Source organism: Parashewanella sp. 2210YD4-3, assembly GCF_056591735.1.
Genome location: NZ_JBWQOG010000006.1, coordinates 189,298 through 212,456, shown reverse-complemented (window position 1 = coordinate 212,456; position 23,159 = coordinate 189,298). Strand labels below are relative to the sequence as shown.

General features: G+C 38.9%; 17 protein-coding genes. 8 read left to right on the top strand and 9 right to left on the bottom strand.

What is annotated here, in order from left to right; translation table 11 throughout:
* Window positions 1–373 precede the first annotated feature (373 nt).
* Window positions 374–2,071, bottom strand: a complete 1,698-nt coding sequence (locus tag AC1EU0_RS11225; protein WP_480302492.1) for a DUF927 domain-containing protein — start codon at window positions 2,069–2,071, stop codon at window positions 374–376.
* A 10-nt stretch (window positions 2,072–2,081) separates the two neighbouring features.
* Window positions 2,082–2,282, bottom strand: a complete 201-nt coding sequence (locus AC1EU0_RS11220) for a helix-turn-helix transcriptional regulator (protein ID WP_480302491.1) — start codon at window positions 2,280–2,282, stop codon at window positions 2,082–2,084.
* A 772-nt stretch (window positions 2,283–3,054) separates the two neighbouring features.
* Here AC1EU0_RS11220 and AC1EU0_RS11215 point away from each other — a divergent pair.
* Complete coding sequence (locus AC1EU0_RS11215) at window positions 3,055–4,347, top strand: hypothetical protein (protein WP_480302490.1); 1,293 nt, start codon at window positions 3,055–3,057, stop codon at window positions 4,345–4,347.
* A gap of 535 nt (window positions 4,348–4,882) precedes the next feature.
* Here the strand turns inward: AC1EU0_RS11215 and AC1EU0_RS11210 are convergent.
* From AC1EU0_RS11210 to AC1EU0_RS11200, 3 genes are all read right to left on the bottom strand, one after another.
* Window positions 4,883–5,167: an ArsR/SmtB family transcription factor gene (locus tag AC1EU0_RS11210; protein WP_480302489.1), complete on the bottom strand. Its 285-nt coding sequence runs from the start codon at window positions 5,165–5,167 to the stop codon at window positions 4,883–4,885.
* Between the two features lie 125 nt (window positions 5,168–5,292).
* Window positions 5,293–6,576 carry an FAD-dependent oxidoreductase gene (locus AC1EU0_RS11205; RefSeq protein ID WP_480302488.1) on the bottom strand — a complete coding sequence of 428 codons (1,284 nt, stop codon included), beginning with the start codon at window positions 6,574–6,576 and terminating at the stop codon, window positions 5,293–5,295.
* A gap of 29 nt (window positions 6,577–6,605) precedes the next feature.
* Window positions 6,606–7,664 carry a permease gene (locus AC1EU0_RS11200; protein WP_480302487.1) on the bottom strand — a complete coding sequence of 353 codons (1,059 nt, stop codon included), beginning with the start codon at window positions 7,662–7,664 and terminating at the stop codon, window positions 6,606–6,608.
* Between the two features lie 446 nt (window positions 7,665–8,110).
* Here AC1EU0_RS11200 and AC1EU0_RS11195 point away from each other — a divergent pair, with 446 nt between their 5' ends.
* Both AC1EU0_RS11195 and AC1EU0_RS11190 read left to right on the top strand, forming a co-directional pair.
* Window positions 8,111–9,544 (top strand): glutathione synthase, encoded by a 1,434-nt coding sequence (locus tag AC1EU0_RS11195; protein ID WP_480302486.1) that lies wholly within the window; start codon window positions 8,111–8,113, stop codon window positions 9,542–9,544.
* A 605-nt stretch (window positions 9,545–10,149) separates the two neighbouring features.
* Window positions 10,150–10,413 (top strand): helix-turn-helix domain-containing protein, encoded by a 264-nt coding sequence (locus tag AC1EU0_RS11190; protein WP_480302485.1) that lies wholly within the window; start codon window positions 10,150–10,152, stop codon window positions 10,411–10,413.
* 17 nt (window positions 10,414–10,430) lie between these two features.
* On the opposite strand, the gene AC1EU0_RS11185 is transcribed toward AC1EU0_RS11190, so the two are convergent.
* On the bottom strand, window positions 10,431–11,723 hold the full coding sequence (locus AC1EU0_RS11185; protein ID WP_480302484.1) for a type II toxin-antitoxin system HipA family toxin: 1,293 nt from the start codon (window positions 11,721–11,723) through the stop codon (window positions 10,431–10,433).
* Entirely contained in the window at window positions 11,710–12,000 is a 291-nt protein-coding gene (locus AC1EU0_RS11180; RefSeq protein WP_480302483.1) for a helix-turn-helix domain-containing protein, read from the bottom strand. Before AC1EU0_RS11180 ends, AC1EU0_RS11185 begins: the two co-directional genes overlap by 14 nt.
* Before the next feature lie 620 nt (window positions 12,001–12,620).
* Between AC1EU0_RS11180 and AC1EU0_RS11175 the strand changes: the two genes are divergently transcribed.
* Genes AC1EU0_RS11175 through AC1EU0_RS11165 form a run of 3 tightly spaced genes read left to right on the top strand, consistent with a single transcriptional unit; the run spans window position 12,621 to window position 16,820 of the window.
* Window positions 12,621–14,102: a citrate/2-methylcitrate synthase gene (locus AC1EU0_RS11175; protein WP_480302482.1), complete on the top strand. Its 1,482-nt coding sequence runs from the start codon at window positions 12,621–12,623 to the stop codon at window positions 14,100–14,102.
* Between the two features lie 13 nt (window positions 14,103–14,115).
* A complete protein-coding gene (locus tag AC1EU0_RS11170; RefSeq protein ID WP_480302481.1) occupies window positions 14,116–15,618 on the top strand; it encodes a class I adenylate-forming enzyme family protein in 1,503 nt (500 codons plus the stop codon).
* Window positions 15,619–15,623: 5 nt separating this feature from the next.
* Window positions 15,624–16,820 carry a multidrug effflux MFS transporter gene (locus AC1EU0_RS11165; RefSeq protein ID WP_480302480.1) on the top strand — a complete coding sequence of 399 codons (1,197 nt, stop codon included), beginning with the start codon at window positions 15,624–15,626 and terminating at the stop codon, window positions 16,818–16,820.
* A gap of 110 nt (window positions 16,821–16,930) precedes the next feature.
* On the opposite strand, the gene AC1EU0_RS11160 is transcribed toward AC1EU0_RS11165, so the two are convergent.
* Both AC1EU0_RS11160 and hutI read right to left on the bottom strand, forming a co-directional pair.
* The gene (locus AC1EU0_RS11160; RefSeq protein WP_480302479.1) at window positions 16,931–18,112 is read right to left on the bottom strand and encodes a tetratricopeptide repeat protein; all 1,182 of its coding nucleotides are present in this window, start codon (window positions 18,110–18,112) and stop codon (window positions 16,931–16,933) included.
* A gap of 923 nt (window positions 18,113–19,035) precedes the next feature.
* Window positions 19,036–20,280 carry an imidazolonepropionase gene (gene hutI / locus AC1EU0_RS11155; RefSeq protein WP_480302478.1) on the bottom strand — a complete coding sequence of 415 codons (1,245 nt, stop codon included), beginning with the start codon at window positions 20,278–20,280 and terminating at the stop codon, window positions 19,036–19,038.
* Between the two features lie 373 nt (window positions 20,281–20,653).
* On the opposite strand from hutI, the gene hutC reads away from it, so the two are divergent.
* Window positions 20,654–21,355: a histidine utilization repressor gene (gene hutC / locus AC1EU0_RS11150; protein WP_480302477.1), complete on the top strand. Its 702-nt coding sequence runs from the start codon at window positions 20,654–20,656 to the stop codon at window positions 21,353–21,355.
* Between the two features lie 126 nt (window positions 21,356–21,481).
* Window positions 21,482–23,149, top strand: a complete 1,668-nt coding sequence (gene hutU, locus AC1EU0_RS11145; RefSeq protein WP_480302476.1) for a urocanate hydratase — start codon at window positions 21,482–21,484, stop codon at window positions 23,147–23,149.
* Window positions 23,150–23,159: the final 10 nt, after the last annotated feature.

Here is a 23,159-nt window from a genome sequence, read left to right as displayed (position 1 = left end):
TGCGAAATACTCTTACCTACATTTTTATGCGCCAATAAATGTGGTATTTCCACACTTTTATGCGCATAAAAGTGTAGTCATTTAACACTTTTCTGCACCTAAACACCATTTTGAATAAAAAACATACTAATTAAACAAGAGCCTAGAGTATCTGCATACTCGCTCTCCGCCATGCATAAAAATTCTATTTTTTACATATTAAAATTAACGAGATTATTCACAGCTAAGCCATTCTGACTTTAACATTCATGAGTCTCCAACTAAAACAGTTGGGCATTGGGGTCTTTACGGGCAATGTAAACTTATCAAAGAGTTACACAAACTAAATAAGGGGAAACGCTTGGGGCAAGATAGCTAAATGATGGGCAGAAACCTATCCACCCAAGATTTCGCTTTTAACGCAGTACATTCTTGGGCGTGAATTATCGGGTAAGCTGACTTTGCGCTGCGCTTTTCCACCATCAGTGATCATGAAGCCCGCTTTTATCAATGCATTTGAAGCTTGAGCCGATGATAAACCTTGGAGCGCTTCACGCCAGCCCGTTGGGTAAAAACAATAAACCTGTTTTTCTTCTCGGTTATCTATCCAACCCGCTCTGTTTTGAATGATATGTTTGTAGGTAGATTTGACTGGTGAAAATCGACTCTCACCATATTGCTCGATAAAGCTTCTGACATGTAATATGGCCTGAATATCTTCACCTGCATTTATGCCTCCACGATCTGTTAGCCAACGAGAAAACATATGCTGACAGGCCGTAAAAGCACTATCCGTTTCCCAGTCTAAGACACGCCACTGGATCGCAAACTCCCCTGCTAAAGCTAGCAGAGCAAATTTTTCTGCTACACGCATAACCTGACCATCTGCATAGTCCGGTATATCCTGAATAAAGCGCTTTTTTATATTTCGAAAGTGGCAAAGGACTTCCGATTGGTGATTAACAAGCTCCTTGAGCCAGTCCAACGCCATGTGACCATAGTAAACCTTAGAATGTATTTTTAGTTGGTCGGCAAATTCAGCGGCATCTAAGTTATGAGTATCATTAAAAACACCTAACCCATTGCCAGCATCAGCGTTAATGTCGATAACTCGTACTTGCTGACCAGCTTTGATCCGCTTTCCCATACTGGCTAAATGGCTTTCCAACGTTACCTCTCCTGTTGAGAGAAAGATCAGATTCCAACGAGGGGTAATTCTGGCTTTTCCGTCCGCATCCGCTCTGATTTTGGCTTGTCCGTTTGCCAACATATAGGCGATATCACCGATTTCCTTAGCATCCACCTCCCCCATTTCATCCAAAGCCAGCAAGGAATCATTGCGTGCTAATGCTGTGCCTTCTAAACCGTTCGCTGTCGCTCGCCAACTCTGACATAACTTTGTGGGTTCTCCCCATATGGATAGCGCAGGGTACAGCGCAGCCGTTTTACCAATACTGCTCGCTCCCGTGAAATGCAGGCCAAAACCATCTACCGAACACAAACTAACAAGTGGAGCAGCAAATGCCGAGCATACACTCATAATAAGCAATGGATTATTAATGCAATATTTTCCGACTTTTTGTCGCCAAAGTTCACTTGAACCTTGGCAGTTCATCCCTGAAATGGGGTTAGTCGTTTGCAAAACAAAATGATCTTGTGAATGAGGTGGAGTGATCGTTTTTAAGGGATGAATATAACTGTTTTGATGCCAACCAATATGCGACACACTGTATATTCGATGCTGAGTTAGCTCTCCCATCCGCTGGATAAAATAAGACAGTGCTTGTCTCGCTTTTAAAGTATTGCTGATCCGCATACCTCGCATCAATAGTGTTCTGCGGTATTCACAACCATCACTTGCCAGTAATTCAGCAGGCATCGCCCAACGACGATGATGACCATCATCATCTAACCAATGCAAGAGATAACCATAATTACTGCCCTGAGTATCTCGAGTTCTGGCCTCTACCTCGAGCCAAGAGCACACTCTAAAATCCACCTGACTCTCATTGACTTGTCGTATTAACCAACCAGAGTCATCGTAATAAAAGCCTGATGGCAGAGGGTTAGGAGTATTCGATGTTAATTCCATATCTCTACCCCTATTCGCTAATGGCTATACGACGCGCTGCAATCCATTGATTCACTTCACTTTCGAGCCACCCTACTGAACGATGGGTTAATGGTATGGCTTTTGGAAACTCCCCTTTAGTCATTAGGGTATAAATTGTGCTTCGAGCAATACCTGTTTTCATTTGAACATCAGGAAGACGGAGGATTTTATCTTGGACTTCTGCGTACATAAGTAGCACCTCATAGACATTGGTGGATTCACAAAGACTTCAAGACTAAAGGTGCCACGTAAAAATTCACTTGAGTATGTTTAAGATTGGGAAAACAAACTATTAAGCTCGTTTGAGAGTCACTCAATGCCCATACAGCCCACTTTATAAAATGAGCGTGTCCACATAAAATGATGATAAATGTTATTGAAGATAAATGAGTTAGAAAGTTGCCCACAAAGCCCACTAAATATGTGACGGTAAATTGTTTCTTTTTCTCCGAATTAGGAAGTAACTCGAAAATGCCCCAAAGCTTGACAGAACACGATACTGATTGGTTTTCTAAACCTACCATCAACATCCAGGTTTTTATGTGTTCTATACCATTCTTTCTTATTTTTTTAATTGAATTCTTTGGTTAACTTTTGTTGTCACATGGGGGGAGTCAATAAGCTGCTTGAAACATCTGGGCTATCATCGTGGTTCGAGCTATAAGCAAAAACTAATGCATGAGTATATAGTGACGTTTGAATGGGCAATATATGAACTAAATAGAATAAAAAAAAAGTGGGACTAAACTTATTATATATCCTGTTTGTTAATTTACTTAATGGAACCTACGAATAAACATAGCCAGACAGCCGCATGCTATGAGAGCAGAAAGGAACAGTGTTCTGAAGAAGTAAGTCTCCCTAGTGAATACGAAGTGCGAAGTGACACTGCAAGTTTCGTGTACAAAGTAACACAATGTCCACCCTTAAGATGGATTCGAGGATGGTTTACTAGGCCATCAATGGATGCACACGTTTCAAACCTAGTACAATCTAATTCCACTTCAGAAAAGTTAACTCAAAGGGACATGACAGAGATGTCTCAACAGTTTTCTCGTAACTTCCTAGCTGTTTTTGATGAATATTCTACAGCCAAGTTATCGACGCAGGAACTCAACCAGTTATCAGACAAGGAACTTGAAATTTTTTTTCAGCAATGTACCTCACAAATTAAAGCTACGTCGACTCAAAGAGTAAAAAAACTAAAAAAAATAAAAAACAAAATAGAGTCAACAAAAGCACTGACCTTAACAAATCACTTCAAAGATGCACCGGATTGGTATTCAACTAAATGGAGCTTTGCGCTGTTAACTAACTCATCAGAAAAAGGCAAATTATTGCAGATGCTTTCTGATGATATTGAGCTATGGACAGCTATCCCATTTTATGCACAAGCTTTAGCCACCGAAACTTTGGCGATACAGGAATCCGAGCACTATTTAGCTTTAACGTTACAGCAAATTAAAGAATTTGATGGCCTGCAACCACATCATCTGTGGAGGTTATTCATTGATGGTAAAGATCATGAAGCTAGGGGGAAATTAGGCTATGAGAATGAACCTGGTTATTTAAATGGCTGTTATAAAGGGTTTAAACTTGGTTTAGCATTAATTAAGGAAAAAAAGAGGCTTTCATGTGCATCACTTGCTCAAATTCATGCCAAGACAGTTGAGGGGGCATGGAAATTTTCTTCTCGTGATATCCATATGATCAAAATAGCACCTGATTTTAGGGATAAATCATTTCCAATCGAAAATGGTGAATCCCCCTTGTCACTAAGCTTAGTAATCGGGTTAAACGCAAGTGAAGACGGCATAGCTGAAATTCAAGCTCAATCACAAAAGTCTACTGAAAATGAGTGTGTCCATAACAAATATGGGTATCATGTTAAGTTAACGGAACAATGCGCATCACTAGAATTTGGACGAATAGCGTTTAACGAAAAAACAGAAGCTATTATCAACTCACTCTTTGATGATTGTTACCACGTTATTTTGGATGATGCGTCAACAATTAATGAAAAAGAGCGAGCTATAGCACAATGCGTTGCACAACTTGAACGAATGCACTTATTTCCTGATGGTAACTGTAGAACAATTGTTGTGATCCTAGGCAATTTGCTTAGATTGCAGGCCTCACTTTCTCCTCTAGCTTGGCATGACCCAAATGTTTTTGATGGCTATTCAATTGCGGAATTAGCCACCCTCCAAAAACAGGCGGCTGAAAATTTTCAAAAGCTGAAGCTTCTCACATAATCTAAGTGAATGCTTTTCTTAAAATCTAGTTTTGATCGACTTGATCTATAGTGTGCACTAAATTAGATGAATACTTTTGAGCCTCTATTTTAACATCGAAGTTAGGCCTGTCGTATTTTTGCCCATTGAAGAGTCAGTTCTGAAAGTAGCCTGACTCGAAAATGCCCCATTCCGAGCCAGGAGCTTGAGAGTATTTAGACTTTTATAAATTAGCTTTGAATTTTCAACTCAGTGGATATTCAGTTAAGTTTTCTCTTCTTTGAAATTGATATTTGAGAATTCATAAATTATTAAGAAGAGCTTGAAAACTAAACTCCGACAAAAAATATTAATTGCATCTTGATTGCGTTACCTTTAAATATCAAACACAAAGGTCGTCCTACAGCTATATATACAACGTTTCTTTTAACAAAAAAGACAAATAAAGGTATTCAATATGTGCTTTCGTTTAAATTTTTAGCATTATATGAGTATTTTTTTCAGATTATTACAACTCATAATTTTTATATAGGGTCAATAAAAGAGCTTTAAGCTTTCATTCACTACAGCACTCTTCCATAAGAAAATTAGTTAGATTAATCAGCTCTTGGTATTGAGGCACACAGTACAAGGTTCTTCCTTCTCTTCGTTGAACAATTAACCCTACAGATACGAGTTTAGTTATGTGGTGAGTGAGCGTTGAAGCAGGTACGCTTAATTCAGATTGAATTTCTCCAACAGGTACACCGTCATTTCCTCTCTTGACAAGATACCGATAAACTTCAAGTCTTGTTTTGTGTCCCAATTCAGCCAACATTTTTGCTGCTTTTTCAATTTGCATAATTTATGCCTTTAAGTTCGTATAAAGGACAGTTTACCTTTAAACATAAGTTAATTCGAGATTTGCGGTAATGAAAGTAATAAGGAATACCTTTAAGCCTTATTACTTTCAAGTAAACTCGCACATTATGAACAACAAGATCCCATACTGACCGTATTTTTTGATGACATGTTAATCGTGCTATCAGGAAAAATTACTTGATTACTTCTTGCTGACTCATAATTCCCGGCTAGATCGGTAACAACGGATCTTACTTGCTCATAACCTGTTAGCATCAAAAATGTAGGCGCTCGGCCATAGGACTTCATACCTACGATGTAAAAGTTTTTGTCAAAATGCAACAACTCTTCAACACCATGTGCTCTGACTGAGCCACAAAAATGCAGATTAGGATCAATAAGAGGTGCTAAATTTGATGGCGCTTCTACTACAGGATCAATATCTAACCTTAATTCTCTGACTATATCTAGATTAGGGCGAAACCCTGTTGCTACAGCGATGTTATCAACCTCTATAACCCCATTAAAATCGTCGCTTTCTATGGTCACTTCTAGAGCACTGTTTTTTTCATTAATACGTTTAATCTTCGATTGAAGTAAAAGCTCAAGACTGCCAGCATCGATAGCGTTTTGTGCTGCAAGCCCTAATTCCTTCCGAGCGGGGACCTTATCGTTGATGCCACCACCAATCAATTTGTCAATATCATTATTTCTCAATCCCCAGAAAACCTTAGTATCGAGGCTTTTTTCTTGTAGCTTCAATAAGTCTAACGAAATATTCATCGCTGAATGGCCAGCACCAATGACTAATGTCCTTTTGCCTGAAAAGGTTGCTCTATCTTGCCCTTTAATATCTGGGATACCATAGAAAATTCGATGACTGTTTTCCCGCTCCCCTGGCACAGGTAATCCATCTAATCCTATAGGGTTAGGTGTTGACCAAGTACCAGAAGCATCAATTACGGCATCGGCATGGATTAAATGCACTTTGCCCATTTCGTCTTTATAGTGAACAGAGAATCTAGATTCATCGCGCTCACGTGAAGTATGCTTGCTGTGTCCTTCTTTCGAAACCGCTAATACTTCAGCTTTATATATAAATTTTTCAATTAATTCTGGAACTTGTGTAGCAGGTAATAAGTACTGTTCAACAATCTCTGAGCCAGTTGGGAGATAATCTTGATCTGGGTGCGTCCAACCGCTTTTTTCTAGTAATGTTATGACAGCGTCGTTTGTCACATAAGACCAAGGAGTGAACACTTTTACATGGCCCCATTGTTTCATCGCTGTACCTGCTGCTGGACCTTTCTCGAGTACAATAGGGTTCATCCCTTTGAGCACGAGCTGTGCAGCTGCCGCTATACCTATCGGACCTGCACCAATAACTACCACATCGTTTACTTGATTCATAATATGTCTCCTAAAATTATTTAAAACGCTTAAAATATGAAGCTATATAAGTACCCGGCAATCATTGCCATCCCTAATACAACAGTGAGAAACGCCGCAATCATTTGGTTCTTAAATATCGATTTCAGTAAAATCACTTCTGTTAAGCTTGCACCAGCACTACCAATAATGAGTGCCATTACTGAACCTAGAGCCATGCCTTTTTGAACTAAAGCTGATGCTAACGGAATAACCGCAGACGCACGTATATACAGTGGAATACCGATAACAGCAGCAATTGGAATTGCGTACCACTTGTTTTCACCCGCATATTTAACGATTAGGTCTGTTGGTACGAACCCGTAAATCAGTGAGCCAATCGTTATACCAAGTAGTAAATATGGTAGTGTTTGCTTAAAGTCCTTCCATGTTGAATGCCAGATTTTTATCCAGCGGTTTGGTTTTGTTTCTTCCTTTTTAAGAAGAGTTTCACCACATGAGCTACTTGCAGAGCAAGTGCTTGATGTGCCCTTTGTATTAGTCAAGGAAGGGTCATTTACTGTTGACGTAGCGCTTGATTTGACTGACTCATTTGACTCGTCATTGGGTACTGCAGAACAACTTGTTGAAGATGCACAGCTACTTTTTGTTTCTCCGTAAGCTTCTGGACGCACATATTTCTCAAAACCTAATTTCTCAAGTAGAAAGCCTGCTGAAACAGCAACGACCATTGCGACCGAGAAATAAAATACTGCGACTTTTACACCGAATGTAGCAATCAATAATCCAATAATTATCGGATTGAGCAGTGGGCTTGACAGTAAAAATACCATCATAGGACCAAATCCAGCTCTCGCTTTTAATAACCCCTTTAAAAAAGGAATCGTTGAACAAGAGCAGAACGGAGTCACAGCCCCCAAGATTGCTGCGATAAAATAACCTCTTCCGCTTCTTGAACTTAGCCATTTTCTGACTTTATCGGGAGTAATATATTCTTGTAGAACACCAACTAAATAGCTAATAGCTAAGAAGAGGAGGGTTAATTCGACGGCTAAAAAAACGAACATATTAAGTGTTTCTTTTGCCATGTTTGTAAACTCAGGACTCATTTTTTGAACTCATTACTAATTTGTAATTCTAGTATTATCGAATTACTTTCTTAAATCAAACTATATTTCCAATATTATGGAATTATTTACTCGTAACACTGCTATATTTTATACTTCATCTTAGTTTCTTTATGAATATCTGATGCTTCGATCAGTTGGATAAAATTGTCATATTTTTATTTTCAACTAGATTTAACTTAATCGGCTCAAACTTCATTTCGTTATCAAACATATTGTAAAAGCCCCAGCTCTGTGAAACCGATAAGACACACCTACTTTTGCGATATTCAGCATTGCAGTCCAAACTTTTTAAATTTTTGTGAATCAAAATCTTATTGGCTTTATTCCGCGAAACTCAGATTAAATAGGCATCCTGAAATTAATTTAACTTGAAATAATAACTAATTTCCATAATACTAGAAATAAGAAAATAAAAGGTTGTAGTAATGAAATTCAATGAAACTGCTGAGCATGCAATAGAATGGGCGTTAAGTCATGGCGTGGCCATGAAAAACTCAGTCAATACATCCAGTCACACGGCATTCTCCATAACGCCATACTCAATAGATCAAGATGTTTTTAATAAGCTTAAAGCCACTGCAGATTTGTTTGGAAAACTTATCCATAACGTATCAGAAAATCACTCATTTTTAAGGGATGCAATTAGCCCTCTCATCCAAGGTGACCAGTTTTTTAGCGCTCTACTTAGTATGCATAGTGAAATACATGGAACGATGGAAGGAAAATCCGCAAAACGGTTACCTTTGTTGATAATGCGTACAGATTTTATGGAGGATAAGAATTTAGGACCCCAGCTGATTGAATTTAACGGTATTGCCGCAGGAATGGGTCCTTTCGGTCAAAAAGCGCACGAGCTTCATAAATACATGAAGGTGCAGCATCCAGAGGCATATACATATTATTCTGATCCTAAGTCTTCACATCTGGTTGAAAATTCAGCAATAGAGAGGTTGTCTGAAGGCATATCGAATGCCGCTCACATTATCAAAAATGAGTTTAACGATCTTGGGCAAAAACGATTTCTAATGATTGTTCAAGAAAACGAGAACAATGTCTATGATCAGCATTTGCTTGAATACGCATTGAATAAAAAAGGTATAAAGACAATTCGAAAGACTTTTAGGTCGTTACATAACAACTTAACAACTGGAGCAAATGGCCGTCTCTTATTAGAAGGAGAAGGAACTATTGACGTAGTGTACCTAAGAGCTGGTTATCAACACTCGGACTATGAGGCTTTTGATTTAGATAGTTTACTATGCTGTGACGCTTTAACGGAGGTTAGGGTCTTAATAGAAAAGCATCGTGTGGCTGTCAACGCTACAGTGTCTCAACAGATAGCCACAAGTAAGCGAATTCAGACACTGTTATCTAAAATGACCGCACAAGAACTTACCCAGTTTGGCATAGACATGGAAGAGGCTACTTTACTAAAATCACTGATAGGGCAAATGGAAGTGGCAAGCGACTTGAATGAGCAACAAATAGAAATCCTAAAAGTCGACGATTGGGTGCTAAAAAATCAAGGTGAAGGAGGCGGTCATTGCGTGTTTGGAAAAGATATACCTACAAAGCTTTTATCATTGAAAAACAAAGAACGAGAGGTATGGTCGCTAATGAAACGTATCTACCCTGAATCGAGAAAAACTGAGGCTCTTATTGTACGAAACGGAATATCTAGAGAAATAAAAAATTTAATCAGTGAAATAGGCATCTTTAGTGTGCACTTAGATGGTAAACCTGCAACAAAAGATCGAGGGTATGCAGGCTATCTCATCAGAAGTAAACCTGCCGATGCGACAGAAGGTGGAGTTCACTCTGGTTTAGGCGTTTTGGACTCTTTAGTTTATAAGAATTGAAAAATAGGAATTGACTGTAGAATTGAAAACTAATAAGTCATATAAAATTACTCAATTTGTACATCGGAGGATTAATTCTCTGAGCTTGGAAAACTCTTAAAAGGCACTTCAGATTGACTAATTATTGCGAAATAATCAAACGTCCTCAGAAGGTATGAAGTTAGCAAAGTTCAGTGCTGGATAATTGACAAGCTAAGCCGATATTCAATATAAATATCTTAGTTGCTATTTGATACTATTATCCCGTTTCTAACAAGGTTTTGTCCAAAAGTGAGTTAGTAATTTCTTTATATCAACTTGTATACGCTTTTTCCATCAAGCCTAAAATCTGTAAATCATCCTCATTTATCTAATGCAGGATTCGCAAAAAGATGGCATTTAGTACCAACTTTGCTGGCATTTGGTACTAAAGCCATTTTGGCCTCATTAAACGCCTATTTTAAATGTTTTTATCAGCACCTTTCATTTTCTACACCCTATAGCGTGTAAAACATTAATTACACGCTATAGCAGGTAACTATATTTTATCTGTAGTAATGTATCGAGTGAGTATTACTCTCCGAAGAATTCAATCAAAAACAGCCCACCCGAGGGGAAATAAAATAATGGCAACTAAAATTACAATTCCTGAATTGTTAAGTGCTGAATTACGCAATATTCGTCGTATTAAAAAGCTTTCGCAAGCAGACATCGCTAGGAGTGTAGGAATTCGACAAGACACAGTATCTAAATTTGAACAGTCTCCTGAATCAACCAAACTAGAAACTTTTTTCAATATACTAAGTGCCCTTAAGTTAGAAATTGAAGTCAAACCAAGGAATACCAACAACCCACATAATTCTGATTCTGCGTGGTCTGAAGAATGGTAGTGAGGCTAAAATGCTTCTTAGGTCAATAAGCTCTTGTTCGCTTGCCATGTGTTGTTGAGCTGTTTTTGTATCAGCCTAATGGTGCTAACGTTTACATCAAGTTGTTTAGCCGTTGAGCTAAAATCTTGTATTGCGTTTACCACCTCTTCAACAGCTAACTTGGCATTAGCCCAGTTTGAGTAGCTTGCAATTGACGCAAGTTTTTGAATACTGGCTTTAGACGGTTCTTTACCAAAGCCAGAGTATGATGTTGAGTGCTCACCATAGGGTGTTGGGCTAAAAGTTACATCATAAAAAGGGGCTAATTGCCATTGACCATTATCGGCTTGCAGAAAAGCCCAGTTTTTACTGTGATCATCTTGGTTACACCCAAACAAATTAAACATACTGCGTTTAAATTGCATTTGCCCTATAGCTGGTGATTTACACAAGATACTACTGGCTTTGATCAAATCCTGATAATCCAAGCTTGGCATTCTAAAATCAGCGTCTAATAAACCACACGCACTATGCATATGTAATCTACCGCTATTACCTTCATCATTTTTGACATAATCAAAGCGCTTAACGGCGAGCCAAAACGAACCTGATGATGAACTCGGAGCTTCTAATAATTTCCACTCTGGTGCTGACAAGCCAGCATTCTCAGCCAAAGTGAGATATACCGCCTCACATAAACCTTCTTCGTGTCCTAACGGTAAATTTTTAGAGGTGAACTTTACTAACCATGCATCACTATTTTCATTTGCAGAGGTTGTGCAATGGCTAAAATTATCATTTTCAAAATACAACTGTGCTTTCGGTCTAGCTCCACCAGAGCTGCCAGCAGCCACCAGTGCAGATAATACTTCTTCAGTTTGTCCATCAAAGATGGCTTGAGCCTGTAAGCCAAGTTCGGCAAGCTCTAGCTGCTGCGCATGTTGCTCAGCAAACTGTGAAACAGGGCTGAAAGACAGTGCTCCCATCGCTGATTGACCAACAAAAGCCAACCGATCCAAAGCGGTTACTTGGGCTGGAAGAATGTCGTTTTGTCTGAATACTCTGTCTTGAAGTAACAACCCCCAACCATCAGGTAATGAATCCGCAAATACACCATGTAATCCATAGTGTGGTTGTGACGGTGCTTTTTGTAGGGTGGCCAGTGCCTCTAATTGAAAAGGCGATAAGTTTGAATACTGCTTTAAGTAATCAGCGTCATACTGAAAAAAAGTACCTTGTTGATTTTGAGCAAGCACGCCAACCAAAGCTCTTTCGCCAGTTGAAAGAGTACGTGTTACCTCTAACTTATTCACAGGGTTAAAGCTTGCCATTTAACACCTCTTCTATAGACGTTGGAGTTTGTAGTTGTTCATCAAGCGTTGTCGTAAGCTGGTGCAAGCGTCCCAAGTCATCCAAACTTTGCCAGAGCAATAGTAATTGTCTAAATGAGATTTGACCCGTTAACTCGAATTTCTTTATAGTCGCAGCAGGCACAGTGCTTCGCTCCGCTAAAGCAGAGCGAGATAACTTAGATTGTTTCCTCTGCTCACGTAGAAATTGAGCAAAATCAGACTGAACATCAGCAGCCGAGAGTAAAGAAAGTTTCATAACACAACCAAAACAGATACAGTGATATCCATTATATACCAAAAACTTAAAATAAGGACATTACTGTATCCATGGTGTATTATTTTATGCCCTGTTAACTGAATAACATTGTTTATGATGAGATTGAAATAGTGGTGGGTAAAACGGTGGGTATATCTATGAAATGACACTCAAACCAAGAACTAACACGTTGAAAAAATACAGTTATAAGATTTTATCCAACAAACAGATCCAGATCGTGAAGTATGTAACATATACCTCCACATTTGATAAAAACCGCTGACTTCAAGCAATTTTTTACACTAGCAGAATTGAGTTGAAACAGTATGTAGGGGTAATTACCTCATACTTTTATATATCAAGCATTAAATAGATATGATGAATATTTGATAAAAATTCCATAGTGTAAAACTTTTTGATTCCCCACTGCCCTCAATTCATTAACCAAACATACTGTTGGTTACACCTCTAACATTAAATTAAATTAATAACTAATTAAGTAAGTTAAAGGAATTAATTTAATACCACACCGTCATAGAGTGAAGTGGAAAATTATAATCGCGTCCACTACGAGGATATTGCTTTATCCAATGCTCCTAATTTCAATAGGCACTAAGAAAATGAAAGAGTACATTCAGACAAAACATGACATTTATCACGATCCCAAAGAAATTTTTTGGAAGAATAAGTTCGCCTACTTACTCTATGATTTAGATAAATATTTCAAAACATTAACTGAACAAGAGAAGGAATTGGCACTCGCAACAAAAGCAAAAATCATATGCGCATTCAATAGTAACGCTTCGTTGAAATTATTTAGAATTAAATTAGAAAAGATCTTCAGCCAAGTTACTACCCAGTTAGTTAAATCGAATTATCACTCTTTAAAAGAAAAAACTGATCACTTATTTAATACATTAATGGACAACTTATCAAACATTGAAACCAATGCTGAATTAAACTCTTATTCCCCCCCGTTAAATCCACATTCCAACACTCATATTGAAAATGGAAATATCAAAATTGCCAACGTTGATTTGTCAATTTTTTCACAAAATGAAGATTATTTTACAGCGATTATTGATTTATTTATTGGATTTGATAGTAGTTGTAAAAATGTAATTGAACATTCTTTTGTTGATGGTTTTAAATTAAGCGATGAAGAAGTAAAGCTCGTAATCAATGCTCAAAACGTCCAAATGGATATTGTGTCTCTTTTAAACTATCAACTCTTACAGCAACAAGTAAGCCGAAAATTTAAGAGTATATTGCAGTATGAGTACATTCCTTCAGCTCCTAACAATATAAATCACCAACGGCGAATTGAAGCTTTAAAAGAAGCGATGTTTCTATTTGGAAAAATTCTCTCAACTGTCGCCTTATTTTATAATGAATCACAAACATTCAAATATACTGATGCTTTCACATCCATTGACCCAATTGAAATGTTTTTCCAAGCTGCAGGAAGAGAGATAAGTAAAGATCAAATTTCAGCATTAAGGAAATGTGCTTTAGCACATGTTAGCCATGGTCTCAATTCAGCTGAATTTGTTTGCTTAATCTCAAGTTCTGTAAGAACCACTTTTCCTAGAGCTATAATTGCAGGCTTGAATGTCGGAAGTGGACTGTTACATGGTGGTGCAATTGAAGAGTGTATGAGGCAAACCACTGCATTCCTTAAAAGCGATCAACGCACAGAAAAATATGTGCAAGAGTTAATTAATGCTAACCAGTTAATCTATGGTTTCGGACATCGTATACACAAAATAACAGCAGCAACACCGCCTGAGATCATTGCCAGTGATCCCCGTGTTCATATTTACTTTGACGCATGCAGGCAAGCTTTTCCAAAAAAAGCTGAGGTGATCGAAAAATTGTATCACTATGCTTGTGAAGCAAGAAAGATAAACCCAACATTAGGTGCAAATACCGATTTTGCAGCTTCAATGCTATTTCATTGCCTTGAATTTCCGCCGGAAGTTGCAAGAGGTTTTTTTACCGTATTTAGAACCCCTGGAGCATGTTCACAAATTATTAATGAACTGTCTGTTAAAGGTAACTCTAGAAGACCTCCATTCGCACATGTAATTCCTTATATTTAATTGGCTACTGACTATGAATGTAGAATCACTAATTGCTCCTAATTCCCTAAACAAGCAAGATTGCATAGCACTTACTTATAAAGGTAATTCATATAGTTATCAATTCGCCATAGATAAGATTAAATCTTTATCTGCTGGCCTTCAGCTTCATTTCAAAGTTAATGAACCACTAATTATATGCCTTCCTAATGATCCCGAGTTTGTTTTTTTTCTTTATGCCTGTATAAATTCAGGAGTATTAGCTATACCGGTTGCTCATACGGTCACTGATGACGAATTTATCCGTTTAATAAAAGTTACCCAAGCGACAAACATTATCATTTCTGATGAAAAAGCTAATAGCATGGACTCTCAAACATTAAATGGTTTTGAAAAAGTATTCATTAGAGGTGATACAGACCAGGAAACATTCGAAAAATATAGCGCCATAGACTCTCTTTATATGCCCCAACATATCTTTAAAGAAGTTAATATCAGTTTGGGTAAAACTGCCATCATCACCACAACAACCGGTTCAACAGGGACCCCTAAATGTGTAGAAATTCCTTATAAAAATATTTTTAAACCCATTTCTAGCTCACTTCTTATCAACCAATCATCTATTACAATTTTAGATATTCCTTTGCAATTTTCTGGTTCCATTAATTTACTTTTAAACTTTTTTTATTTTGGTGCTCAAATTGTATTAAGTGTTGGAATGGGTATTACCCACTTCGCTTCTGACATCCTTCAATATAAAGCAACTCACTTAAAATCCAGTCCTTATATTTTTAATGAATTACTTCATCTTCCTTCCAGCTTTCTAAAAAAAATTAAGCCTCAATTACAATTATGTATCGCTAACGGTACGAACACTCCTGCAGAGATCAAACAAAAATTCTATAAAGAATTTGGGATACCATTGCTTTCAATTTATGGTCAAACTGAAACGGGCCCATGCATTCTTAATTCTGCGCATAAACAAGATAAATTAGGAGCTCTTGGAGAAGCAGTAAATGGGGCAAAATTAAAGTTAATAAATTCAGATGGACAGCCTGCAGCAATTAATGAAATTGGAGAAATTTATTGCAAAACCGAAAGGATGATGAATGGATACTTCAATGACAAAATTAACACTGAAAGTGCATTTGTAGATGGGTGGTATAAATCTGGAGATCTTGCTTATCTAGATGAAGATGGGTTTTATTGGTTTGCAGGTAGGAAGAAAAACACTATTGTTTCAGAAACTGGGAATAATATCATCCCAGAAGAAGTGGAGAATGCATTAACCGACCATCCGGTGATCAAAGCGGCAGCTGTTATCGGCATTGCTTCAGATCATCATTGGGAAAAAGTCGTAGCATTCATCGTCTTTAATACTCAAACAACGCTCTCTAAAACAGAAGTCATTGATTATTTAAAATCAAAAATTAGCTTTTTTAAGTTACCTGAGGAAGTTTATTTTCTGGCTGAGTTTCCGCTAACACCAACAGGGAAAATAGATAAAGTACAGCTCAAAAAGACTATCTCAGTTTAATCATTTTGAGCAGTAACATTTCCCAACAGCTCTCCCGTAAAGAAAGGAAGCAGATATTAATAACCCTTTTGTTGGTTATCTGTGGGCCGTTAGGCTTATCAATACATCTTCCATCTTTACCGACAATAATGAACTATTTACATACTGATCAACAGAGCATTCAGCAATCGTCAACCACCTTTCTTTTGGGTTCAGCAATCAGCATTCTGTTTTATGGTCCAATTTCGGACTACATTGGAAGAAAACCCGTCATAATCTTTGGAGTGTTAGTTGCTTCAATAAGTAGCTTTTTATCAATTACTACCAACTCTATTTCAAGCTTTCTTTTATTTAGATTCATACAAGGAATAGGCAGTGGTGCTTGTGTAGGCATGGGACGAGTCATCGCAGCAGATATTATGCCCAAAGAAAAACTGGCTGCTACCGGGATCTACTTTAGTACTTTACTCAGTCTTTCAACAATATTCGCTCCAATTATTGGAAGTTATATACAAACGGACTATGGTTGGCAGTCTAACTTTGTCCTCTTAGGCTTGATTTTATTCCTTACACTGATTGTGATTGTCTTTTTATTTGAAGAAACAAATTCACACATCATTAATGGGCGTATAAACTTTAACTTCTTCGCAATTTATAAATCTCTTTTAAAACAGAAGACGTTTGTAGGGTGTTGCTTACTCACGGGTATAGCTCGTTCTACGAGTATTGTTTACTCCACATTAAGCTCATTCATATTTCAAAATGAATTTCATTTTTCTGTTCTTGAATTTGGTTGGTTGACGGCATCTATAGGCATTATCAGTTTAATTGCAAGGCTTGCATTAGCAAAACTGCTCACGATATTTAGTTTACATAGAGCGCTTCAAATCGGAATTCAACTCTTGATAATAAGTGGAGGAGTAATACTAATATTTGTAATTTTCGACACGCAAAGTCTTTATAGTATTTTAGGCACTTCAATTACGGCTATGTCCGGAGCTATATTCATTGGTGGAGCAACATTAGTATTAGCGCTCAGTCCTCAAACAGATCATCGCGGCTCAGCGGGTGCATTATTTGGTTCATTACAAATGTTTATATCCTCTACTTTGGCTAGTGCTGCACTCAGCTATAAATTTTCTAATTCTTCCGTTTTAGGACTTTTCTATTTTGTAACGGGGATATTATCTTTGTATCTTTTTGAAAGGTGCATAAAACAATAACCGAATAGTAATATCAATCCACAGTGAAATGTGACTACTCAGTAAGTAAAAAAGGATTTCGAAGCTAGGAGCAAGTTTGAAATACTAGAGTTTTTTTAAACGGCTAGCCATTAGCGGCTTTTGGTTAGTAGGTATAGCTTTTTATTGTATCTGGCGCGGAGCTTAGGATCATAAGTCCATTCCAGTACGCTATTCATTACCTTTCTCGCCTTGAGTCTCTTATTCTGCTTGAGATAAATTCGATACAAGCCTAAATAAGCGTCTTGCACATAAGGGGCTTTTTCAATGACTTTTTTAAAGAAACGGATAGCATGCTGATCATTACCCTGCTGTTGAGCATAATAAGCTTGTTCTAACCATGCATAAGGATTGGGATCGTCTAATTGAGTCAGTATTTTTTCATAGTCATTAACTTCATTATATCTCCCTTGCTCAGCAAGTAGTCCCATATAGTTGGATAATACCCTTAGATTATGTTTATCCATTTCGAGCGCTAATAAATAAATTCGCTCTGCAGTTTGATGATCCCCTTTTCTATTATGCAATAGTGCCAGTAAGTTAAGGGTTTCACTATACCTAGGGGCTTGCTGATAGGCTTTCATCGCATAAGCAAAAGCGTCGTCCACTTTATTATCAATAAGCGCATTACCTGCTAAGTTATTGTAGTATTTAGCAATAAATTCTTGCTGACTAACCAAACGTCCAGCGTAGTTAGTCACACTCGGAAAATAATCGATAACTGTATGTTTTCTTTGCCACTTAAATCTTGATTGTTGCTCACCGTCTTTTATCGGTGCATAAAGACGGCTTTGTACGTGGGTAGAGGAGGCGACCACACCGTTTTGCTTTTCAAATATTGGTGGGGTATTAACTTCAATATAATCCATCTCAATATTTACTAACTTTACCAACGCTGTAGTCAACACAGCTAAGCTCATGCAATTACCTTTATTTAGGGTTAATGCAGTTGTAGCATTATAAGTTTCACCATAAAAAGTGAAATTACTGAGCTTTTCTTCTAGATATTCAGAAATGATTCTATCGGCACGTTTCCCTTCACCCAGATGCTGATGATAGAAATTCAAAAAGTCTTGTTGCTGCGTTGAGGACAAGCTGAAGATACTTTGAATCGAAGATGGCTGCACGTTGGTATCAAAAAGTGAAGTATTTATAGCAATGGAGTTAGGAGAATGGTCACTGACTTTCAATGCAGGTTTGATGGTACTACTACAACCACTAGCAGCACATAAGATTACAACGATTGACAATAAATGAGCGATTCTATTAAGCATTGTAAGTCCCTAATCCATTTGCTTTAATTCAAACATAGCATAAATAAAATACCGTACTCCAGTTCAATTTTGGCCACTATGGCTGAATAGCCATTGACTATGCCTTACTCTCTTTTCATTCAAATTCACATCCTTGAGTAACATTAAGGCGTTATTTCCCCTGCTCATTTGCGCTTATGCCATCCAACTGTTTTGCAATAACGTCTGTGAATTCATCGTTAACTGAGACAGAAAGCCAACAAAAAAATTTTGATCTGTTGGGCAGCCAAAAGCACTGACATGAGTATTATGGAAGTGCTACTAACTCGATGTCATCAGGGGTCGAGCTCAATTTACTAAGCTCATTGAAAAACTAAAACCACATACTATCGAAGAAGACAAACTTGGATGAGTTGCCAACCGCGCTCCTATAGCAAAATCTTATCTTCTGGGAACGATGCTTGATGAAACCCATGTTCGATACATCCCTGTTCGTTATAATACCCTTCACATTAATTAACTGTGGTTAAAGGGAAGCGTTAGCAAAGTAAATGCAAGGCATAATGACGAATCATAGCCATAGCTATGGTGAGGAGTTGCAACGATGTAGTTACAAAGCTAAAGCTTCATCTAAAACATAGTTAATTGATACGAATGGTATAACTCCTTATCTAGCAGTATCAAAGCAAACACCAAGCAGCCTGATATCAAATCCAAGTCTTGACGGAACGGATAGAAACCGTAGCTCTCGGTTGTGAAAAAGGTCTAACGGAAGATGAGTTGTATAGTGGACAGATCAGCGAACTAAAATTGATGTTTAGAGCTGTAGGAATACGGCTTAGCAAATGTCTCGTTTCTAAGAAAGCACAAAGGATCGAATCCACGATCTTTATAAAGCCATTAAGCAACGTGAAGGGTTGTCTTACTAGGGCCAACCCTAGCATCTATGAATTCATCGCAATAAGCTGACCCGCTTTAACGACTTGCATACATGGATTCACCCCGTAACTGTAACTTAGCTCGGCTGGGCTTTGAATGTCCCACAAACAAAAGTCGGCTTGCTTTCCTACTTCGATAGAACCGACATTATCGGCAATACCTAATGCTTTCGCCGCATTAACGGTTGTACCTTTTAGGGCTTCTTCCGGTGTCATTTTAAACAGAGTACAGGCCATATTTAGCATTAACAGCGTTGAGCATAATGGCGATGAACCCGGATTAAAATCACTGGCAACCACCATAGGTACATTGTGCTTTCTTAATAGTTCAATCGGTGGCAATTGAGTTTCGCGTAAAAAATAAAACGCACCGGGCAGTACGGTTGCACATGTACCACTTTCAGCAATGGCTTTAACTCCAGCTTCATCAAGATATTCAATATGATCAACCGATAAAGCACCAAGTCTAGCGGCCAATTCTGAGCCACCTTGATTGGTCAGTTGCTCTGCATGAAGTTTAATTTTCAAACCATGTTTTTTTGCTGCTGTCAGCACTTTTTCGGTTTGTTCGAGGTTAAAAGCAATGGACTCACAAAACACATCAACCGCGTCCGCTAACCTTTGTTCTGCAACAGGTGGCAACATGTCATTAATAATGTGCTCTACATATTCGTCAGCACCATTGTCTTTATTTTTATATTCAGGCGGAATAGCATGTGCGCCCAAAAATGTAGTTTGCACATCCACATGATGATGCTTCCCTAGCTCGCGTGCGACTTTAAGCATTTTCACTTCAGTATCTAAATCTAAGCCATAACCTGACTTAATTTCTACCGTAGTCATGCCCTCTTTAGCTAAGGCATTTAAGCGCTTTCGCCCAAGTTCAAACAACTCGGCTTCACTCGCCTGACGAGTCGCATTTACGGTCGATAAAATACCACCGCCTTGTTGAGCTATTTCTTCATAACTCACTCCATTGAGGCGTTGCTCAAACTCGTTAGCACGACTCCCTGCAAATACTAAGTGGGTATGGGCGTCAATTAATCCAGGAGTGATCCATTTACCATGGCCTTTATAAATCGGTGTCTCTAGTGCATCGAATTCTGGTAAATCATCTTGTTTTCCGACCCAAGCAATCTGGCCATCTTTAACAGCAATAGCTGCATTATGAATCGCGCCATAAGGCTGTTCACTATCAGTATTCATAGTAGCGATATTGACGTCGATCCAAATTTGATCCCACTGCGGCATGACACACCTCATATTTTTTGTTGTTTTTATGACTTGTATTTACTTGTATATACAAGCTAGTATTTTATACAAATCGAGCAAAATTGTAACTGTAATTGGAATATACCCGTGATACTTCAAAATGCACTCTTTCAGCGAGAATTAATTGCCATTTAGGCAAGGCATTTATCTGAAGTAATAATGGTTCTATTTCAAGGATAAATAACGAAGCATAAATGGCAATTAAACTCGCACTTCGTGTGCCTCTCAGCGAACATTCTTCTTTGTTGCGAAAGTTTGAATTAGACCCGCTATTCCTTCACTTTCACGCCTCGAATAATGATGCGCTGAAAGGCACTGAAAAGTCGCATCTTGAAATATCACGGGTATAACTATGGCACGAGCGAAGTTTTCAGAAATCAAACAGCACATTCTCAATGCGATTGAGGACGGCACTTGGGCTCGTGGCAGTAAATTACCGTCAGAAAATCAACTTGCAGAGCAGTTTTGTTGTAGCCGAATGACCGCAAGGCGATCGGTAACTGAGCTTACTGAACAAGGCGTTCTTGAGCGCAGTCAAGGGCTAGGCACATTTGTTGCTGGCATTAATGCACAATCTTCGATGTTAGTGATCCGCAACATTGCCGATGAAATTCGCGAACGCGGTCATGAGTATTCCGTTCGTCAAATTGTACTCCGCAAAGAACCAGCGTTACCAGAGGTCGCTGCTGCCTTAGAAATCGAAATTGGCAGTAAAGTGTATTACTCGATGTTGATCCATTTTGAACAGCAAAAACCGTTACAGTTGGAATATCGATACATCAATCCGTATATTGCCCCCAATTACCTACAACAAGATTTTTTAACCATCACCCCCCACGAATATTTATCCCAAGTTGCACCACTGACAGAAGCACACCACAAGGTTCAAGCCATCATTGCTAATGACGTTCAAAAACAGCAATTGAAGCTTGAAGACAATACGGCATGCTTACAAATTTTACGTCGAACTTGGTCTAGAAAAGGAGTGGTGAGTTTTGCGCGCTTGGTTCACCCAGGAGATCACTTTCACCTTGGTGGACATTTAACGTTTTGATTTTATAGATACGTCACTCCTGCGAATGCAGGAGTCTAGTGCCTTTAACTCTATTCTAAAAAGTCACTAGATACCTGCTTTCGCAGGTATGACAACAATGACAATAATAATACAGAGGTAGACATCATGAATAAACGACACGACCCAACAAGAGTCATCAAAGCTCCACACGGCACCAAGCTTAGCTGTAAAAGCTGGTTAACCGAAGCGCCAATGCGCATGTTAATGAATAACCTACACCCTGATGTAGCTGAGCGCCCTGAAGATCTCGTAGTTTACGGTGGTATTGGCCGTGCAGCACGTGACTGGGAATGCTACGACAAAATCGTAGAAACCTTACAACGTCTTGAAGACGACCAAACGCTACTTGTTCAATCAGGTAAACCTGTCGGTGTTTTCCAAACTCATAAAGATGCCCCACGCGTATTAATCGCCAACTCAAACCTAGTGCCACACTGGGCGAACTGGGAGCACTTTAACGAGCTAGATAAAAAAGGCCTTGCGATGTACGGTCAAATGACCGCTGGCTCTTGGATCTACATTGGCACTCAAGGCATTGTTCAAGGTACTTATGAAACTTTTGTTTCAGTAGCTAAAAAGCACTTTGACGGCAAAGCACAAGGTCGCTGGATCTTAACCGGTGGTTTAGGTGGCATGGGTGGTGCTCAGCCTTTAGCTGGCACGATGGCAGGTTTCTCTGTTATCGCTTGTGAAGTAGATGAAACCCGTATCGACTTCCGTTTGCGTACTCGCTATGTGGACAAAAAAGCCAAAACCTTAGATGAAGCACTAGAGATGGTGAAGCAAGCTGACGCAGAAGGCAAACCTGTTTCTGTTGGCCTACTGGCTAATGCGGCAGATGTGTTCGCTGAATTAGTCGATCGCAATATCACCCCTGATGTGGTTACCGACCAAACTTCTGCTCACGACCCATTAAACGGCTATCTACCACAAGGTTGGACATTAGAACACGCCGCTGACATGCGTCAAAAAGATGAAGCTGCCGTAGTAAAAGCCGCTAAAGAATCAATGGCCATTCAAGTAAAAGCTATGTTGGCTTTACAAGAACGTGGTGCAGCAACTCTTGATTACGGTAACAACATTCGTCAAATGGCATTAGAAGTAGGCGTTGAAAATGCCTTCGACTTCCCTGGTTTTGTGCCTGCTTACATTCGTCCATTATTCTGTGAAGGCATTGGCCCGTTCCGCTGGGCGGCACTGTCTGGCGACCCAGAAGATATTTACAAAACTGATGCCAAAGTAAAAGAGCTGATCCCTGACGATCCACACCTACATAATTGGCTAGATATGGCGAGAGAGCGCATTGCGTTCCAAGGTCTGCCAGCACGTATTTGTTGGGTTGGTCTAAAAGATCGCGCACGTCTTGCTTTAGCTTTTAACGAAATGGTGAAAAACGGTGAGCTGTCTGCACCAGTCGTCATTGGTCGTGACCACTTAGACTCTGGCTCAGTAGCCAGCCCGAACCGTGAAACCGAATCCATGATGGATGGCTCGGATGCGGTATCCGATTGGCCACTATTAAATGCGCTACTTAACACGGCAAGCGGTGCAACTTGGGTATCACTGCATCATGGCGGTGGCGTAGGTATGGGCTTTAGCCAACACTCAGGTGTGGTGATTGTGTGTGACGGTACCGATGATGCAGCTAAGCGCGTAGGTCGAGTTCTATGGAATGACCCAGCAACGGGCGTTATGCGTCACGCTGATGCCGGTTATGACATTGCGAAAAACTGCGCGAAAGAGCAAGGTCTAGACTTGCCAATGAATAAGTAATGGAGACGGT

What these genes read in the sequence shown, in the direction of transcription:
- AC1EU0_RS11225 (WP_480302492.1), bottom strand. Translation starts at nt 2,071, where the DNA reads ATGGAATTAACATCGAATACTCCTAACCCTCTGCCATCAGGCTTTTAT.
- AC1EU0_RS11220 (WP_480302491.1), bottom strand. Translation starts at nt 2,282, where the DNA reads ATGTACGCAGAAGTCCAAGATAAAATCCTCCGTCTTCCTGATGTTCAA.
- AC1EU0_RS11215 (WP_480302490.1), top strand. Translation starts at nt 3,055, where the DNA reads ATGGATGCACACGTTTCAAACCTAGTACAATCTAATTCCACTTCAGAA.
- AC1EU0_RS11210 (WP_480302489.1), bottom strand. Translation starts at nt 5,167, where the DNA reads ATGCAAATTGAAAAAGCAGCAAAAATGTTGGCTGAATTGGGACACAAA.
- AC1EU0_RS11205 (WP_480302488.1), bottom strand. Translation starts at nt 6,576, where the DNA reads ATGAATCAAGTAAACGATGTGGTAGTTATTGGTGCAGGTCCGATAGGT.
- AC1EU0_RS11200 (WP_480302487.1), bottom strand. Translation starts at nt 7,664, where the DNA reads ATGAGTCCTGAGTTTACAAACATGGCAAAAGAAACACTTAATATGTTC.
- AC1EU0_RS11195 (WP_480302486.1), top strand. Translation starts at nt 8,111, where the DNA reads ATGAAATTCAATGAAACTGCTGAGCATGCAATAGAATGGGCGTTAAGT.
- AC1EU0_RS11190 (WP_480302485.1), top strand. Translation starts at nt 10,150, where the DNA reads ATGGCAACTAAAATTACAATTCCTGAATTGTTAAGTGCTGAATTACGC.
- AC1EU0_RS11185 (WP_480302484.1), bottom strand. Translation starts at nt 11,723, where the DNA reads ATGGCAAGCTTTAACCCTGTGAATAAGTTAGAGGTAACACGTACTCTT.
- AC1EU0_RS11180 (WP_480302483.1), bottom strand. Translation starts at nt 12,000, where the DNA reads ATGAAACTTTCTTTACTCTCGGCTGCTGATGTTCAGTCTGATTTTGCT.
- AC1EU0_RS11175 (WP_480302482.1), top strand. Translation starts at nt 12,621, where the DNA reads ATGAAAGAGTACATTCAGACAAAACATGACATTTATCACGATCCCAAA.
- AC1EU0_RS11170 (WP_480302481.1), top strand. Translation starts at nt 14,116, where the DNA reads ATGAATGTAGAATCACTAATTGCTCCTAATTCCCTAAACAAGCAAGAT.
- AC1EU0_RS11160 (WP_480302479.1), bottom strand. Translation starts at nt 18,112, where the DNA reads ATGCTTAATAGAATCGCTCATTTATTGTCAATCGTTGTAATCTTATGT.
- hutI (WP_480302478.1), bottom strand. Translation starts at nt 20,280, where the DNA reads ATGCCGCAGTGGGATCAAATTTGGATCGACGTCAATATCGCTACTATG.
- hutC (WP_480302477.1), top strand. Translation starts at nt 20,654, where the DNA reads ATGGCACGAGCGAAGTTTTCAGAAATCAAACAGCACATTCTCAATGCG.
- hutU (WP_480302476.1), top strand. Translation starts at nt 21,482, where the DNA reads ATGAATAAACGACACGACCCAACAAGAGTCATCAAAGCTCCACACGGC.